The organism is Rhizobium binae (genome assembly GCF_017357225.1).
GTDB lineage: Bacteria > Pseudomonadota > Alphaproteobacteria > Rhizobiales > Rhizobiaceae > Rhizobium > Rhizobium binae.
The window spans coordinates 93,170-109,515 of record NZ_CP071606.1 but is presented as its reverse complement, the minus strand read 5'-3'; the positions used below and the strand labels follow the sequence as shown (position 1 = coordinate 109,515).

The following is a 16,346-nucleotide window of genomic DNA, read 5'->3' as shown; positions in this document are numbered from 1 at the left end:
AAACCAAAAGAGGGAACTGACATGACCAACAATTTCACCCGCAGAACACTGATGAAGAGTGCGGCGGCTGCCGGTCTCGCGACTGCCTTTGCCGGCCGCTCGGCGCTTGCCGCCGACGAACCGCTCGGCATCGCCCTCGTCGTTCCCTCGCCTATCGGCGATGTTGGCTGGGGCCACGCGCTTGCCGCCGGCATCGACCCGATCAAGGCCACCTATGGCGACAAGGTGAAGGTCACGGTCATCGAAAACATCGCCGAAGGCCCGGACGCCGACCGCATCATGAACAAGACCGTCGCGGACGGAAACCATTTCCTGATCGCCGGCTCCTTCGGATATCAGAATGGCGCGCTGCAGATTGCCCGCCGTAATCCCAAGGTTACCGTCCTGCACGCTTCAGGCTTCCAGGTCGCACCGAACTTCTCGCCCTTCGCCGCCAAATATTTTCAGGGAACCTACCTGCTCGGCATGGCGGCCGCGGCCGTCTCCAAGACCGGCAAACTGGGCTCGGTATCGGCCTTCGCCATTCCCGAGCTGATCACCTCCATCAACGCCTTCACCCTTGGCGCGCAGGCCGTCAAGCCGGATATCGAAGTGTCTGTCGTCTGGGTCAACTCCTGGTTCGACCCCGCCAAGGAGCAGGAAGCCGCCAAGGCGCTGATCTCGCAGGGCTGCGACGTGATCTTCTCGAATGCGCAGGACACCCCCTCGGTGATTTCGGCCTGTGAGGAAGCCGGCATCTATGCCTTCAACCTCAACTCGTCGATGAAGAAATATGCCGAGAAGACCTATCTCGGCTGCGTCGCCACCGACTGGTCGCCCTTCTTCAAGGCATCGGTCGACGCACATCTTGCCGGCACCTTCAAGGGCACAAACGCCTTCCTCGGCGTCGCCGACAAGGTTGTCCAGGTCGTCGACTGGAACCCGGCGATTCCGGCCGATACGATGGCCAGGATCAAGGAAATCGAGGCCAATATTGCCGATGGCAGCTTCTCGCCGTTTACCGGTCCGATCACCAAGGCTGACGGCAGCGAAGGTGTCGCTTCGGGGACCACGGCGACGGACGCAGAGATCGTCGCGATGGACTGGCACGTCAAGGGTGTGACGACGCCGTTGCCGAAGTAAGCCATGCTGAGCCCGCTCCTGTCGCTGCGCGGCATTACCAAGAGCTACGGCCCGGTCGATGCCAATCAGCAGATCGATCTCGACGTCGCTCCACGATCCATCCATGCCATCCTCGGAGAAAACGGGGCTGGCAAGTCGACGCTGATGAAGCTGATCTACGGCGTCGAACAGCCGGACAGCGGCACGGTCGCATGGAATGGACAGCCCCTCAGCCTTGCCTCTCCCGCAGAGGCAAGGCGCGCCGGCATCGGCATGGTGTTCCAGCATTTCTCGCTGTTCGAGAGTCTGACGGTCGTCGAGAATATCCGCCTGATCGTGTCCGGCAAGAAGAGCGAGCTTGCCGAGCGCATTCGAAAGCTCGGTCATGAGTTCAGCCTCGAGGTCGACCCACACGCGCATGTCCATTCGCTTTCCGTCGGCGAGAGGCAGCGGGTGGAAATCATTCGATGCCTGATGACCGATCCGAAACTGCTCATCCTCGACGAGCCGACATCGGTGCTGCCGCCGCAGGCGGTTGAAAAGCTCTTCGAAACATTGCGCCGGCTGCGCGACGGAGGCGTGTCCATCCTGTTCATCTCCCACAAGCTCGGAGAGATCCAGTCGCTCTGCGATCGCGCGACGATCCTGCGCGGCGGTCGCGTGACCGGTCATGTCGATCCACGCGAGCATGACGCCCACGAGCTCGCGCGCATGATGATCGGCCGCGACATGCCTGAACCCATGCCTCCCCTGGCTTTGGCCGAGGGCGAGAAGCGCCTGGAGCTTATCGGCCTCGAATATCGAGTGGATCCCCTCGCCGTGCCGCTCTTCGATGTGAGCCTGACGGTACGCGCCGGTGAAATCCTCGGCATTGCCGGGATCTCGGGAAATGGCCAAAGCGAGCTTGCGGCGTTGATTTCGGGCGAAACCGTCTTGCCGCGCGACCAGATCTTCATGATGGGCCGAGATGTCGGCGGGCTCGACGCCGCCGCTCGCCGGCGACTCGGTTTCGCCTTCGTTCCAGAGGACCGCCTCGGCCGCGGGGCGGTCCCCGAAATGTCGCTCGCCCTCAATAGTCTGCTGACCGCCCATCCGTTCGACCTCGTCAGGCATGGCCTGCTCGACAAGACACGGGCGAAGAGCTTCACCAATGAGTGCATCCGCGACTATGACGTACGCACCCCCGGCCCCGAGGCTGAAGCCGGATCGCTTTCCGGCGGTAACCTGCAGAAATTCATTGTCGGGCGCGAAATCATGCTGGCGCCCAAGCTTCTTTTCCTCGCCCAGCCAACTTGGGGCGTCGATATTGGTGCAGCGGCGGCAATCCGCCAGCGGCTCATCAGCCTTCGCAACGAAGGCATGGCGATCCTGATCATTTCGGAGGAGCTTGAGGAATTGTTTGAACTCTGCGACTTCATCCAGGTTCTGCATCACGGTACGCTGAGCCCGCCGCTGGTCACGCGCGACACAGAGCCTGAAGAGATCGGCCGCTATATGATCGGAGCCCAGCCGCAGCGCGGGAAAGCCCCCGCATGAACAGAACCTTCCTCGCCCTGCCGACGCTGGTCCGCCGCGAGCGGGCATCGCTTATCGCCAATCTTCTCGCACCGCCCATAGCCCTCATCGTCACTGTCATTCTCAATCTTGGACTTTACGTCGTCATGGGCCGCGATCCGGCTGCGGTCGTCTATGCGATGCTGGTCGAGCCGTTCTTCTCGTGGGCCTCTTTCTCCGAGGTGCTCCTGAAGACCGGGCCGTTGCTCCTCATCGCGCAGGGGCTTGCGATCGGCTTTCGCGCCAAGGTGTTCAATATCGGAGCCGAAGGACAATTCGTGCTCGGTGCGATTTTCGCCTCCGCCATTCCGATCTGGTGGCCTGACGCAACGGGCCAATGGATCTGGCCGGCAATGCTGCTGCTCGGCACGATGGGCGGCGCGTTCTGGGCGTCATTCACCGCTTTCTGGCGCGTCAGGCTCAATGCCAATGAGATCCTCGTTTCACTGATGCTGAGCTTCGTTGCCGTGCAGCTCCTCAATTATCTGCTGCTTGGCCCGTGGAAAGATCCGAACGGCTTCAATTTCCCGCAATCCGTCATGTTCCAGTATGACGCGATGGTGCCGATCCTGATCGAGGGAACGCGCGTCAATGTCTCGCTCATCCTCGCCCTCCTCCTGTCGAGTGCCGCCTGGGTTTTCATGCAGAAGAGCTTCATCGGCTACAAATTGCAGGTCGGCGGATTGGCCCCCCGGGCGGCGAGCTACGCCGGATTCAGGGAAAGCCGGGCGATCTGGCTTTCCCTGCTGATCGGCGGCGCGGCAGCCGGTCTTGCCGGTGCGGCCGAGGTCGCCGGCCCACTCGGTCAATTGCAGCGTTCTATCTCCACCGGATACGGCTATGCGGCAATCATCGTCGCCTATCTCGGCGGCCTTCATCCGATCGGCATCATCATCTCAGCCATCGTCATGGCGGCGCTCTATATCGGCGGTGACAACGCCATGGTCTCCGCCAATCTCCCGGTTGCTGCCGTCCGGGTTTTTCAGGGAAGCCTGCTTCTCGCCTATTTGGTCGCCATCGCCTTCACGCGCTACCGCCTTGCTTGGCGTCCGGCGGCAGCGAGGAGCGTGACGTGAACGCCATCGAGTTCATCCTCGCCGGAATGCTGGCGGCTGCGACACCCTTTCTCCTGGCAGCCCTCGGGGAACTGGTCGCTGAGCGCGCCGGGGTTCTCAATCTTGGCGTCGAAGGACTGATGGCATTCGGCGCCGTCATCGCCTTCATCATCGTCTACCACGGCGGCGGCCATGTTCTGGCTTTCCTGGCCGGCGGCCTCGGCGCCGCCCTCCTGTCGCTGATCTTTGCGGTAATCGTCCTCGGCTTCAACGCAAACCAGGTCGCGACGGGGCTCGCCATCGGGATTCTCGGGCAGGGCCTGTCCGCACTGTTCGGCAAGAGCTACGAGAGCCTGACGGTCAGGGCTCTGCCGAAGATCGCCATTCCCGGTCTTTCCGATCTTGCCGTCGTCGGCGGACTGTTTGTCCAGGACATCGTCGTCTGGCTTTCGCTGGCCTTGACCAGCGCGATCTGGGCGATGTTTTCCTATAGCAAGGTCGGTCTGATCATCCGCGCCATTGGCGAAAACCCGAAAGCGGCGCATGCCATCGGCTATCCGGTCATCGCCATCCGCTTTGCCGCGGTCGCATTCGGCGGCATGATGGCAGGCTTGGCGGGCGCCTATGCGGCGACGATCTACACCCCGCTCTGGGCGGATGGGATGATTGCCGGCCGCGGCTGGATTGCGATCGCGCTCGTCGTCTTCGGAACCTGGCTGACCGGCCGCATTTTTCTGGGAGCGTGCCTGTTCGGCGCAGTGTCACTGATGGGCCTTGCCGCCCAGGCAACCGGTCTTGCCGTTCCCTCGCAGTTGCTCGCATGCCTGCCCTATCTGGTGACGGTCATCGTGCTCGGCATCATTTCGGCGGACCGCCGCCTGCTCAAGCTCAATGGCGTCGCCTCGCTCGGCGAGCCTTTCGAGCGATGATTGTGACGCCGTCGGAGCCGGTGGCAATTGAGAGACAACGCGCTTTGCGAACGCAGCCGCGAACCGTAGCCAGAACAAGAGACCGAACAATCGTATCAGCCGAGGCCAGACTTCCTCTGCCCGCGAGGTCGAAATTCGACGAGCAGCGACTTGAGTTCGACCTCTCGAACACGACGCGCCGCCTCATCAGGGCTGACCCATTGGAGAATGCGCTGGCCTTGCTCCTTGAAGTCATTTTCGATCTTGGTGACTTCAATTTGAAACAGGTCGACGATACATGGCGCCACATCGCCGTCGTCCAATTCCTTCAGATAGGTGTAGCGGCCGACAGGTTTCCTTTTCACCGCCCCGCGCACGCCCGCTTCCTCCCAGGCTTCGATCGCCGCCGCTTCAAAAGGCTTCTTGCCCTTCATCGGCCACCCCTTCGGTACGACCCAGCGCGCGCGCTCGCGCGATGTGATCACGAGAATTTCGATCTTCGACCCAGCATTGCAATAGCGAAAACAGAGGGCGCCGTACTGTTGGCGGAACGCTCCGGAAAAGAGCTTTGCAGGAACCGCAGCGAGCTGCCGCAGCAATGGCTGAGACTTGTCCGGTCGGGACTTGCTGGGTTTTTTCGTAGGCTTCATGACGCTCCGTCTTCAGCTCATCGTGCGGGCCGCGCATGGCTTTATCGGCTGCTCGCGGGTTATTTGCCGGTAGCCCTGGCATTTAGGATCGTTATCGCAATGTCGGCAAAGCCAAGCCCCGCAGGTTGGGCGGAGATCCATTTCGGCACATGCTGCAGATGCGGAAGAACAGGAAGGATATTGCTGACGCCGAAAGAGTTCCGGATGAAGCCGAACATCGACGCATCGTTTCGAGAATCGCCGACGAATGCCGTGACGGAGGGGAGTTCCGCGGGATCGACCCCGAACATGCCGGTCAGGAGGCGCTCGCTCATAGCGCGTTTGTCATAGCCGCCAATCCAGGTGTTGATGTGGATAGAACTGATGGCGACGGTCCCGCCCATTCCCCTGATTTCGGAGGCCAGCTCCTCGACGGCTCCCGCGTCGTGCCCCTGAATGTCGATTGCCACGTCAGCCAGGCGGAAGACCTGATCATGGGCAATCTTGAAGGTGCGACCCTTTTTCGAAATCAGACCTTCGATCGCCTGGAGATGCCGACGCTGACGCTCGCCCTGCAGCGCGCCGTCCTCCCAGTAATCGAAAACAACCGCACCGCTGCGGCGCGTAACGGCATAAGCGCCGCTTTCGCCGATGACCGCGGCAACGGGCCAGGCGCGGACAATATGCTCGCACCATCCGGCTGAACCACCGGTGACCGGAACGACGGAAATCCCCGCCCGGCTGAGATCCCAGAGGGCATTGTAGGTCTGGGGCAGAAGTTTCCCCTCGGTCGTCAGCGTGTCGTCGATATCTGTGAAGAGATAACGCACGTGCTGCAACTCGACCGCGGACGGCACCTGATCTACGAACGTCATATCGTCTCCTCGCCGCAGGTCACCACCTCCATGCTGCTCTCGGCGAGCACGCTGGCGATGGACGCATCGGCCGGCAGCCGGTCGGTGTAAAAGCGGGTGATCTTGTTGAAGGGCGCGACGCGCACGCTCGCGTGGCGAGTCCACTTGCTGACGTCGGCCGCCAAAAGGCGCGTCTGCGAATTCTCGAGCAGCGCATTGGTGATCTGCGCTTCAGCATAGCTGAAGTCCATCAGGCCGGTCAGCGGGCTGAGGGCGCCGGCGCCGACCACTGCATGGGTCGCATAGAATTTTTCGACGAACTTGATCACATCACTGCCCACGACGTCACGATCGTCGTGACGCAACAGCCCTCCGGTGAGATGGACTTCGACACTGGGAGATTCGCATAGCGTCAAGGCGACGTGGATATTGTTGGTGATGACCCGCAGACCCCGGTGATCGCGCAAAGCCTCGGCGACGAACTGGACCGTGCTGCCGATCCCAAGAAATACCGTCGCATCCGGGCCGATATCGGCAGCGACGCGCTTGGCAATCTGTCGCTTGGCACGGCGATTGAGCTGGGCGCGGGCGTTGAGCGAGATGTTGCTGCCCTCGACCGGCACATCGACGCCGCCGTGAAAGCGGCGAGCATGACCGAGGTCGCACAGGGCATTGATGTCGCGCCGGATCGTCTGGGTCGTCAGGTCGTACCGGCGCGCCAACTCGTCGATATACTGGACGCCCTCGGTTTCGATCAGCGCCAGTATTTCGCGTTGTCGGCTCGATATGACCCGGTGCGCCATCGCTGTTCCCTACGAGAGATAAAGGCTCGGGTCGTCTGTTATCACACCGGTCAAGCCGGCATGCCAGAAGGATGCGAGTTCTCTAGGATCGTTGGAAGTCCAGGCGCGAACCTTGATGCCGTGACGCACCGCTTCTTCGAGAAAGCCGATGCTGAGAGACTTGTAGCCAAGATGGACCGTCGTCGCGGGAATCGATTGGAGCACCTCTTTCCAATCATCCGGCACTTTGCTCCACAGCATGGCGAGCTCATAGCTTGGGTTGATTTCGTGCATGCGCTTGAGCGCTGCAGCATCGAAGCTCGATATCATGATCTTGGTGCGCGGCGCACGTGCCCGAAGATGCTCATCAACCGTTCTCACCAGCTGATCGAGCGATTTGTGATGCGGGTGCTGCTTGATCTCGACATTGGCATTGAGTCCCAGTTCTCCCAAGGTGGTTACCACCGCGGCAAGGGTGGGCAGGGGTTCGCCCTTGAAGCGGGGATCAAACCATCCCCCCGCGTCGATCTTATCGAGATCGGTTGCGCTGAGGTCGCCGAGGTTGCCCTGCGAAGAGGAGCAACGATCGACCGACACGTCGTGAATGACGACCGCCGTGCCGTCGCCTAAAAGCGCGACGTCGAGCTCAACCCATTCGGCCCCCTGTTCAGCCGCCGCCCGAAAAGCGGCAATCGTGTTTTCCGGGGCGACGGCCGATGCGCCCCGATGCGCCTGAACCTCACTGCGATCAGGTCCAGACCGATGCTCTAACTTTGCCATTGTCTCGTCTCTTTCGTCACTTCTTGAGGCTTGAACATATCCGAGGCTCATGGCGGCCCCTCAGTCCGTGCGCCTTCCGGTCCTGCTGTTGAAAGGGTGCATCTGATCGATGCGGGCAAAGACATCGATCCTGGCGGACTCGGCAAAGTCCGGCCGCCCCTGAACGGTCAGCACGATCGTCTGCTGGCCCTCGCCCAACCTGACATGCAGGTGGCTTTCTCCGCCGATCGGCTCGAGCAACTCGACGATCGCATTCAGGCGAATGGAAGGCCCCACAGGCTTTTCGACCAGCAATGCATCCGGCCGAAGCCCGACCACATCCGTTCCCTCTGGCAAAGCGAGGGTGCCCCCTGACGCATGGAATATCTCGATCGGCACCAGATTCATCGGCGGCGAGCCGATGAAGCCGGCAACGAACAGGCTCGCCGGGCGGTCGTAGACCTCCACCGGCGTGCCCACTTGTTCGACCAGCCCGCCATTCATGACGACGAGCCTGTCAGCGAGCGTCATCGCTTCGAGCTGATCATGCGTCACATAGATGCTGGTGGTCTTCAGGCGGCGCTGCAGCCGGCGTATTTCGACGCGCATCTGCACGCGCAGTTTGGCATCGAGATTGGACAGGGGCTCGTCGAAAAGAAACGCCGCCGGTTCGCGGACGATGGCACGGCCCATCGCGACGCGCTGGCGTTGACCTCCCGACAATTCGCGTGGCTTGCGATCGAGCAGCGGCCCGATCTCGAGGATGTCGGCCGCCTCCTTGACGCGGCGATCAATTTCCGCGCGTCCCGTGCCACGGTTTTTCAGCCCATATTCCAGATTTCCGCGCACCGTCATATGCGGATAAAGCGCGTAGTTCTGAAAGACCATGGCGATGTCTCGCTCTGCCGGCTCCGCCTTGTTGACGTTGCGGCCGGCAATTTCGACTTGCCCGTCACTGATCGATTCCAATCCGGCAACCATGCGAAGCAAAGTTGATTTGCCGCAGCCGGAAGGGCCGACGAGCACGATGAACTCGCCGTCTGCAACAGCCAGATTGACACCTTTGACGGCGGGAACGGAACCATAGTTTTTCTTGACGTCGATAATATTGATCGTGGCCATTTCATTTCTCCGTTTCGACCAGGCCTTTGACGAAAAGGCGTTGCATGGCGACGATGACGAGGACAGGCGGCAAGGCGGCGAGGATGACCGCCGCCATGACGAGATTCCATCTCGGCTCGGCGTCCGCGACGGCCGCCATGCGCTGGATCCCCATCACGACCGTGTAAAGGCTCTGGTCCGTGGTGACGATCAGGGGCCAGAGATACTGGTTCCAGCCAAGCACGAAGAGGATGATGAACAGCGCCGCGATATTGGTGACCGAGAGCGGCAGCAGGATATCGCGGAAGAATTTCATGGGCCCCGCGCCGTCGACGCGCGCCGCCTCCATCAGTTCGTCGGGGACGGTGAGGAAGAACTGGCGAAACAGGAAGGTGGCGGTGGCCGAAGCGATCAGTGGAATGATGAGCCCGCCATAATTGTTCAGCATTCCGAGGTCGGCGACCACCTTGTAGGTCGGTACGATGCGCACCTCGACCGGCAGCATCAGGGTGATGAAGATCATCCAGAAGGCGAGCGTGCGAAAGGGGAACCGGAAATAGACGATGGCAAAGGCGGAGAGAATGGAAATGGCAATCTTGCCGACCGCGACGCCGACCGCCATGATCAGCGAATTGAGCATCATCGGCCCGATCGGCGGCGCGCCGGAACTTGTCATTCCCGACGACAGCATGGTCGAATAGTTTTCGATCAGGTGCGGTCCCGGCACGAGCGGCACAACGCCGGACAGGAAGTCGTTCGGACCGTGGCTCGATGCGATGAAGGCGATATAGACCGGGAAGACCACGATCGTGACGCCGAGGATCAGGACGAGGTGGGCCAGGACATTCAGGATAGGACGGTTTTCAACCACCTTTGACGCTCCTCAATATTGCACGCGGCGTTCGATGAAGCGGAACTGGACTGCGGTCAGAGCAATGACGATCACCATGAGGATGACCGACTGCGCCGCCGAGGAGCCCAGGTTGAGGCCGATGAAGCCGTCGAAATAAACCTTGTAGACGAGAATTTCCGTGGCGCGCGCCGGTCCGCCCTGCGTCGTCGCATGAACGATGCCGAAGGTATCGAACATCGCGTAAACGATGTTGATGACGACCAGGTAGAAAGTCGTCGGCGAGATCAGCGGAAAGACGATCGTCCAGAAACGCTTTACCGGCCCGGCGCCATCGATGGCGCCGGCTTCCTGAAGCGAGCGCGGCACGGATTGCAGCGCTGCCAGGAAGAACAGAAAATTATAGGAAATCTGTTTCCAGGTGGCGGCGATCACGATCAGGATCATCGCATTGTCGGGGTTGATCAGATGGTTCCAGCTGATCCCCATGCTGCGTAGCATATAGGCGACGATGCCGATCGACGGATTGAACATGAACCACCAGAGGATGCCGGCGATCGCGGGCGCAACGGCGTAAGGCCAGATCAGCAAGGTCGAGTACAGCCGAGACGTCCGTAGCACACGCATGGCCGCGGCGGCGAGAATGAGCGCAATCATCGTCGACAGGACCGTCACCGCGACAGCAAAGACCAGGGTGTGGCCAAAGGCGTCCATATAGAGCGGATCGGCGAAAAGCCGGCGATAATTCTGGAACCAGACGAAGTTCGTTTTGAAACCGAAGGCGTCCTGGCGAAGGAACGACTGCCAGAAGGCGGTAGCGGCTGGCCAGAGAAAGAAGACGACGGTTATCAGAAGCTGGGGAGCAATAAGCAGATAAGGCAATACCTTGTTGGGAAAGACGGTCCGTTTGGTTTGCATGGGCCCTCACTGACGAACGGCAAGGCAGGGGCTGGCGCAGCCGTCCCCTGCCCCGCGAGCCCTTAATTGGCAGACTCAAAATCGCGAAGCTGTTCGTTGCCGCGCGCGACAACGGAATCAAGCGCTTCCTTCGCCGTCTTCTTGCCGCCGAGCAGTGCCGCGAATTCATCATCGATGATGCCGCGGACCTGGACGTAATTGCCGAACCGGATGCCCTTGGAATTTTCGGTCGGCGTGACCCGCGTCAACTGCTTGATGCCAACGTCCGCGCCAGGATTCTTCTCATAATATCCCTGTTCCTGGCTAAGCTTGTAAGCATCCTCAGTGATCGGCAGATAACCTGAGAACTGATGCCAGTCGGCCTGGACTTCCGGCTTCTGCAGGTAGGTGAAGAACTTTGCCACACCCTTATATTCTTCTTCCGGGCGCCCCTTCAGCGTCCAGAGTGTGGCGCCGCCGATGATCGAGTTGAGCGGCTGCTTGATGACGTCGTCATAATAGGGAAGCGGCGCAAAGCCGACCTTGAAGGCCTTCGCATTGTTGATGACACCCGCCCGCCCGGCCGACGAGTTCATATACATTGCGCATTCCTGCGAATAGAACATCGGAGGCGCATTATCGCCGCCGACAGGTCCGCCGAACTTGAAGAGCCCTTCATCCTGCCACTTCTTCAGGTTACCCCAGTGACGGACCGTCAGATCGTTGTTGAAGGTGAATTCCGCATCCAGCCCACCGAAACCGTTCGCCTTGGTGGAGTAAGGCTTGTCATGCAGGGCATTGAGATTTTCGGTCTGAATCCAGGAGATCCAGGCGCTGGTGAACCCGCACTTGGCAGCCCCCGACTTGATGATCGTACGCGAATAGGACTCCACATCCGCCCAGGTTTTGGGCGGGGTCTCCGGATCGAGGCCAGCTTTCTTGAACACGTCCTTGTTGTAATAGAGGATCGGCGTTGAGGAGTTGAACGGCAAGGACAAGACATTGCCGCTGGTGTCCGAATAATAACCGACGACGGGCGCAATGAACTTGTTCTGATCCCAGGACTCGCCTTGATCCTTCATCAGTTGGTACACTGGGTAGACGGCTCCCTGCGCTGCCATCATGGTTCCGGTGCCGACTTCGTAGACCTGCACGATCGCAGGCTGCTGGTTGGCGCGGAAGGCAGCGATGGCGCCCGTCAGCGTTTCGTCGTAGGTGCCCTTGAAGACCGGCACGATTTCATAATCGGATTGAGATGTGTTGAAGCCCTTGGCGATTTGCTCCAGCTTCGCGCCGTTCTCGCCGCCCATCGCGTGCCACCACTGGATCTTCGTGGCGGCCATCGCCGGAACGGACAAGGACAGGCTGGTCAATCCTGCGGACAGGAAAAAAGCGATCTTGTTCATAGTCTCTCCCACTTTCTCTCGGTCCGCAGCCTCCCGCTCCAGACGCGCGGCAATGGTAGCAGCCGAGTTTCACTTTGCAACAACGGAATGTTCAAATGAACATTTGAAGCGCTCGCAAACCAAAGGCCGAACCGGCCTCTTGCTTTCCAAAGCGTGATTAGCTGGCGGATTTCGCCACCAGCCGCTCGGATCCTCGATACAGTGTTCAAATGAACATCTTGTGTCAGTTGGCGCCGAAATAACATTCTGTCGCGCGAACGCGGCCGCAGGCACCGTTCGATCCTCGCTTGAAGCTCAGCGAAAGAAGGGTGCACATGATTGCCCAGGCGCGTCGAGCCGAGCGATACGCGCGAGCAGCGTTTCATCGACTTGTTTTCGCTCGACGAAATGGAATGCTGGTGCTTGTTTCTTCCAAATGAACTAAACTCGTGCGCCAGCTTGATCGAGCTGACATTCATCGGATCATCATCATGAATATCACGCAGATGACCGAGATCGCCGAGCAGTGGCTAAGGACATTCATTCTGAACGAATGGACGTTCTTTCAGCTTGCGATCATCGTGGCGGGCTTGGGTTTTGCGTCCTTACTTGCGTCACGCACAGAGCCTGCGATGGAGGCAAAGGCGCGCCGAATCAAGGGCAATCCAGACCTGCTTCGGGTCATCATCGCTCCTATGCGGCGGATGATGTGGCTTTTCCTTGTGGGTTGGTTGTGGCTCGCCAATGTCGTGCTGAGCAAAAGCGCATGGCCCTCGCAACGCTGGCTTGTGTCAACGGCTCTGACGCTGGCGGCTGCATGGTTCGTCATCTCCGTCCTGACCAAAATTATCCGCAATCCGACGCTGTCACGCGCCGTCGCAATCGGCAGCTGGAGCTATATCGCTCTTTATGCAGTCGGGCTTGACGGCCCGGTTCTATCTGTTCTTGACGGGCTCGCAATTAATTTGGGTGCGGTGAGACTCTCGCTTCTGCTTGTACTCAAAGCCTTCGTGCTGGCGATCGCCCTGATCTGGTTGGCCGTCCTCATTGGCAATATGCTTTCCCACTGGGTTCAGCAGTCGGCCGACCTGTCGCCTTCCATCAAGGTATTGATCAGCAAGTTCATCAAGATCGGCCTGATCATAATCGCTGGCGCTATCGCTTTGTCGGCGACCGGGGTGGACCTGACGGCGCTGACCATTTTCTCAGGCGCAGTCGGCGTCGGAATAGGCTTCGGCCTTCAAAAAGTGGTCTCGAACTTCATATCCGGCATAATCATCTTGATCGACAAGTCGATCAAGCCGGGTGACACGATCACCCTTGGCGACACGTTCGGGTCGATCCGTGACCTGCGCTCGCGGTTTGTTTCCGTCATCACCCGCGATGGCAAGGAGTACCTCATTCCAAATGAAGACTTCATATCGCAGCAGGTCGTCAACTGGTCGTTCTCAAGTGATTATGTACGCATAGACGTGGACTTCGGGACGTCCTACGACAGCGATCCGCATCAGGTGGTTAAGCTCGCCATTGCGACAGCATCGACCGTACCCCGCGTCGCAAACCAATATAAGCCACCCGTCTGCTGGATGACCGCCTTTGGCGCCTCGTCGCTCGACTTTCGGCTTCGCTTCTGGATCTCGGATCCAGCGAACGGGCTGACGAATGTGCGTGGGCAAGTCCTGATGGCGCTGTGGGATGCCTTCAAGAAAGCGGGAGTCTCTATCCCGTTTCCGCATCATGAAATCATCATGAAAAGCCCGATAGAGATCAAACAACCGGACTGACCTGCCAAGCTCCTTCAATAAGATCTTGGCAGGGGACGAGGTGTTCGCCGCGATCAGCCGCTCCGACAAGGCTCAGGCGGCGGCCGTGGTTATCCGAGGAGACGACGCGGTTCCTCCTGCGGTCGGTCGCCGTTCTCCGTCGCGCCGGTTTTCCGCATGAGGTATTCGCAGACATGTTCGCGGCCCATGGGTTTGCCGAACAGATAGCCCTGCAGCGTGGTGCAGCCCATTTCCAGCAGACACATCGCTTGCCGATGGCTCTCTACGCCTTCGGCCGTGACCTTCATATCGAGTTTGCGCGCCAGATTGAGCACCAGCTCAACGATTGCAAGGCTCGATTCATCCACGAGCATCGTGTCGATGAAGCTCTTGTCGATCTTGATGATATCGACCGGCAGGCTTCGCAAGTGCGTCAGCGATGCATAGCCAGTCCCGAAGTCATCGAGCGCCACTGTCAGGCCTTTCTTGCGCAAGCGCTGCAGGATTGTTGCTACAGCATCTTCCAGTCCCTGCAGGAAGACCGTTTCCGTCACCTCCAGAACAAGCTTGTCCAGCGGAATGCCTCTTGAAGCGAAGGCGGCAACGATCCGGGTTTCCAGGTCGCCCCTCATGAAATCAGAGGCGCTTATATTGAGACCGACCCGCCCGAATTCCAGCCCGCGGTCGATCCAGCTTCGAATGTCGGTCGCGACCTGCTCGAGCATGCGGGTCGTAATGTGGTGGGCAACGCTTGGATCTGTGAACGCCTCGTGAAATTGCGCCGCCGACATGATTGAACCATCCGAACGCTGCATTCGCACAAGCGCTTCAAACGCCCATACCCGACCGTCGGCACAACCGACGATCGGCTGATAGTGCGGCACCATCCGATGTTCAGTAAGAGCCGACTCAACCTCCCGAATAATCTGAATGCGTCGCGCTATCCTCGAACGCAGGCTGGGCTCGTAGTGGACATAGCTGCCGCGCCGCGTTTCTTTGGCATGATAGAGGGCGAAGTCGGCGTTTTGCGAAAGCGTTGCGGCATCCATCTTGCCCTCCGAAATCGCGCCACCCACGGTTATCGCCGGATTTATCATCGACCCCCCAACTTCCAGAGGGCGACCGATATATTCGATCAGGTGGCGCGCGAGTGAGCCCATGCGGCGCAGGCTTGCGGGTGCGTCCAGAATAACGGAGAACTCATCGCCACCGAGGCGAAAAACCTTTCCTCGCTTTCCCAAGCGTTCATCCACGCATGATGCCACGCCTTTCAACAGCAGGTCACCTGTCGCGTGGCCGAGAATATCGTTGACTTGCTTGAGGCGGTCGACGTCGATCAGCAGCAAGCCGATGGAAGGAGCGTCGGCTGCCGTGAGCCGCTCCATATGAGCATTGTAGGCGGCCCGGTTGGCAAGTCCGGTGAGGGGATCGGCGTTTGCCGCCTGCAGCAGACGTTGCTCGTAGAGCACTTTTTCGGAAACATCCTGAACGATGCCGAACAATCGACTGGGCTTGCCGCTCAAGCGCTCGATATCGCTGACCACGCGAACCCAGCGCTCCTGCCCCTCTGGCGTAACGATGCGATATTCCCTGTCGATGCCGGCCGCAGAACCATCGAGGACATCGCGTATCCTGCGTCTGACGCTCTCGCGCTCTTCGGGAGCATAGCAGCCGATCACCTCCTCCGAGGTCATGCGTTTGCCGACCGGTAGTCCGACCGTGCGGTAAATCTGGTCCGACCAAATGATCGTGCCGGTGTCGAGATCCATCTCAAAGCCGCCGACCTTGGCAGAGCGTTCGGTCTGCTCGAAACGGGCCTGCTTCAATTCCAGCTCGCGTTGCTGCTCTCTCAACAGGCTTTGCTGACGATGTTCCCGGATGAGGCCGACGACGACGCTTGCCAAACTGCGAAGCTGTTCGATATCCCGATCGCCGAAGCGGCGGTTCTTCGTGTCGAGGACGCAGAGGCTGCCGTAGCAGGTCCCCCCTTCCGAAAGCGGCACGCCCGCATAGAACCGGACCGAACGCTCTCTGACGAAAGTGTTTCCGGAAAAGCGAGAATCCTTCTCGGCGTTTTCGATGACGAGCGGCAACTCTGTTTGCACGATATGGCTGCAGAAGGAATGCTCGCGTGGCGTCTCTTTCAAAAAGAGGCCGTGCTCGGCCTTGAACCACTGCCGATGCCCGTCGACAAACGACACCGCCGCCATCGGCATGTCGAACACACTGCAAGCCAGCCGCACGATAGCATCGAACTCTTCCGTCGGCGGCGTATCGAGAATGCTGGCCTGGTGGAGGAGATGCAATCTCTCATCTTCTGAAAGTGACATGCGACCTTGGGCTCCTCGCAGCGCTTAATGACGCGGAGTGAAACCCTTCATGGGTCATAGAAGCGGAAGAACTAACCGCTGACGCTCTATAGAATTGCATAATCTGGTTGCCAAACATTGAAGCTGTCGACATATAGCTTGGTCGTAAGACGCTGGCCGCCAGCGACCTTCAAAAGACATAGGCCACGCGGCTCGCATCCGTGTAACGCGCTTAGCCAACTTCGCCTTTATGAGCGCGTAAGACGGCTTGAACATGAGCCTTTGACGCCTCCGTCTTCCTCTTTGTAATTTTCGACATACATTAAATACTATGTACGTCCCGCAGGTTGTCACGCGGGATTAAGCTGTCGGCGATGGCAACAGCCAATCTTCACTTAT

14 protein-coding genes are annotated in these 16,346 nt (G+C 59.6%); 5 read left to right on the top strand and 9 right to left on the bottom strand.

Annotated features, from left to right (window positions below):
- Positions 1 to 21: 21 nt before the first annotated feature.
- From J2J99_RS24930 to J2J99_RS24915, 4 genes are read left to right on the top strand one after another with little or no spacing between them, the layout of a single operon-like run.
- Complete coding sequence (locus tag J2J99_RS24930; RefSeq protein ID WP_168297393.1) at positions 22 to 1,122, top strand: BMP family ABC transporter substrate-binding protein; 1,101 nt, start codon at positions 22 to 24, stop codon at positions 1,120 to 1,122.
- Between the two features lie 3 nt (positions 1,123 to 1,125).
- Positions 1,126 to 2,637, top strand: a complete 1,512-nt coding sequence (locus tag J2J99_RS24925) for an ABC transporter ATP-binding protein (RefSeq protein WP_168297394.1) — start codon at positions 1,126 to 1,128, stop codon at positions 2,635 to 2,637.
- On the top strand, positions 2,634 to 3,731 hold the full coding sequence (locus J2J99_RS24920) for an ABC transporter permease (protein WP_168297395.1): 1,098 nt from the start codon (positions 2,634 to 2,636) through the stop codon (positions 3,729 to 3,731). The genes J2J99_RS24925 and J2J99_RS24920 overlap by 4 nt, the downstream gene beginning before the upstream one ends.
- Complete coding sequence (locus tag J2J99_RS24915) at positions 3,728 to 4,639, top strand: ABC transporter permease (protein ID WP_168297396.1); 912 nt, start codon at positions 3,728 to 3,730, stop codon at positions 4,637 to 4,639. The genes J2J99_RS24920 and J2J99_RS24915 overlap by 4 nt, the downstream gene beginning before the upstream one ends.
- A 95-nt stretch (positions 4,640 to 4,734) precedes the next feature.
- Here J2J99_RS24915 and J2J99_RS24910 read toward each other — a convergent pair whose 3' ends face one another.
- The 8 genes from J2J99_RS24910 to ugpB form a co-directional block, all read right to left on the bottom strand.
- Positions 4,735 to 5,268: an NUDIX hydrolase gene (locus J2J99_RS24910; RefSeq protein ID WP_168297397.1), complete on the bottom strand. Its 534-nt coding sequence runs from the start codon at positions 5,266 to 5,268 to the stop codon at positions 4,735 to 4,737.
- Positions 5,269 to 5,327: 59 nt separating this feature from the next.
- Positions 5,328 to 6,122: an HAD-IIB family hydrolase gene (locus J2J99_RS24905; RefSeq protein WP_168297398.1), complete on the bottom strand. Its 795-nt coding sequence runs from the start codon at positions 6,120 to 6,122 to the stop codon at positions 5,328 to 5,330.
- Positions 6,119 to 6,904, bottom strand: coding sequence for a DeoR/GlpR family DNA-binding transcription regulator (locus J2J99_RS24900; protein ID WP_168297399.1), 786 nt, complete (start codon positions 6,902 to 6,904; stop codon positions 6,119 to 6,121). Before J2J99_RS24900 ends, J2J99_RS24905 begins: the two co-directional genes overlap by 4 nt.
- A gap of 9 nt (positions 6,905 to 6,913) precedes the next feature.
- On the bottom strand, positions 6,914 to 7,663 hold the full coding sequence (locus J2J99_RS24895) for a glycerophosphoryl diester phosphodiesterase (protein ID WP_168297486.1): 750 nt from the start codon (positions 7,661 to 7,663) through the stop codon (positions 6,914 to 6,916).
- A gap of 60 nt (positions 7,664 to 7,723) precedes the next feature.
- The gene (locus tag J2J99_RS24890; protein WP_168297400.1) at positions 7,724 to 8,764 is read right to left on the bottom strand and encodes a sn-glycerol-3-phosphate import ATP-binding protein UgpC; all 1,041 of its coding nucleotides are present in this window, start codon (positions 8,762 to 8,764) and stop codon (positions 7,724 to 7,726) included.
- A gap of 1 nt (position 8,765) precedes the next feature.
- Positions 8,766 to 9,614 (bottom strand): sn-glycerol-3-phosphate ABC transporter permease UgpE, encoded by an 849-nt coding sequence (gene ugpE, locus J2J99_RS24885; protein ID WP_168297401.1) that lies wholly within the window; start codon positions 9,612 to 9,614, stop codon positions 8,766 to 8,768.
- 12 nt (positions 9,615 to 9,626) lie between these two features.
- A complete protein-coding gene (gene ugpA, locus J2J99_RS24880) occupies positions 9,627 to 10,511 on the bottom strand; it encodes a sn-glycerol-3-phosphate ABC transporter permease UgpA (protein ID WP_168297402.1) in 885 nt (294 codons plus the stop codon).
- 62 nt (positions 10,512 to 10,573) lie between these two features.
- Positions 10,574 to 11,896 (bottom strand): sn-glycerol-3-phosphate ABC transporter substrate-binding protein UgpB, encoded by a 1,323-nt coding sequence (ugpB, locus tag J2J99_RS24875; RefSeq protein WP_168297403.1) that lies wholly within the window; start codon positions 11,894 to 11,896, stop codon positions 10,574 to 10,576.
- Between the two features lie 470 nt (positions 11,897 to 12,366).
- Between ugpB and J2J99_RS24870 the strand changes: the two genes are divergently transcribed.
- Positions 12,367 to 13,659: a mechanosensitive ion channel family protein gene (locus J2J99_RS24870; protein WP_168297404.1), complete on the top strand. Its 1,293-nt coding sequence runs from the start codon at positions 12,367 to 12,369 to the stop codon at positions 13,657 to 13,659.
- Between the two features lie 89 nt (positions 13,660 to 13,748).
- Here J2J99_RS24870 and J2J99_RS24865 read toward each other — a convergent pair whose 3' ends face one another.
- Positions 13,749 to 15,968 carry an EAL domain-containing protein gene (locus tag J2J99_RS24865; protein WP_168297405.1) on the bottom strand — a complete coding sequence of 740 codons (2,220 nt, stop codon included), beginning with the start codon at positions 15,966 to 15,968 and terminating at the stop codon, positions 13,749 to 13,751.
- Positions 15,969 to 16,346 lie beyond the last annotated feature (378 nt).

What these genes read in the sequence shown, in the direction of transcription:
- J2J99_RS24930 (WP_168297393.1), top strand. Translation starts at nt 22, where the DNA reads ATGACCAACAATTTCACCCGCAGAACACTGATGAAGAGTGCGGCGGCT.
- J2J99_RS24925 (WP_168297394.1), top strand. Translation starts at nt 1,126, where the DNA reads ATGCTGAGCCCGCTCCTGTCGCTGCGCGGCATTACCAAGAGCTACGGC.
- J2J99_RS24920 (WP_168297395.1), top strand. Translation starts at nt 2,634, where the DNA reads ATGAACAGAACCTTCCTCGCCCTGCCGACGCTGGTCCGCCGCGAGCGG.
- J2J99_RS24910 (WP_168297397.1), bottom strand. Translation starts at nt 5,268, where the DNA reads ATGAAGCCTACGAAAAAACCCAGCAAGTCCCGACCGGACAAGTCTCAG.
- J2J99_RS24905 (WP_168297398.1), bottom strand. Translation starts at nt 6,122, where the DNA reads ATGACGTTCGTAGATCAGGTGCCGTCCGCGGTCGAGTTGCAGCACGTG.
- J2J99_RS24900 (WP_168297399.1), bottom strand. Translation starts at nt 6,904, where the DNA reads ATGGCGCACCGGGTCATATCGAGCCGACAACGCGAAATACTGGCGCTG.
- J2J99_RS24895 (WP_168297486.1), bottom strand. Translation starts at nt 7,663, where the DNA reads ATGGCAAAGTTAGAGCATCGGTCTGGACCTGATCGCAGTGAGGTTCAG.
- J2J99_RS24890 (WP_168297400.1), bottom strand. Translation starts at nt 8,764, where the DNA reads ATGGCCACGATCAATATTATCGACGTCAAGAAAAACTATGGTTCCGTT.
- ugpA (WP_168297402.1), bottom strand. Translation starts at nt 10,511, where the DNA reads ATGCAAACCAAACGGACCGTCTTTCCCAACAAGGTATTGCCTTATCTG.
- ugpB (WP_168297403.1), bottom strand. Translation starts at nt 11,896, where the DNA reads ATGAACAAGATCGCTTTTTTCCTGTCCGCAGGATTGACCAGCCTGTCC.
- J2J99_RS24870 (WP_168297404.1), top strand. Translation starts at nt 12,367, where the DNA reads ATGAATATCACGCAGATGACCGAGATCGCCGAGCAGTGGCTAAGGACA.
- J2J99_RS24865 (WP_168297405.1), bottom strand. Translation starts at nt 15,968, where the DNA reads ATGTCACTTTCAGAAGATGAGAGATTGCATCTCCTCCACCAGGCCAGC.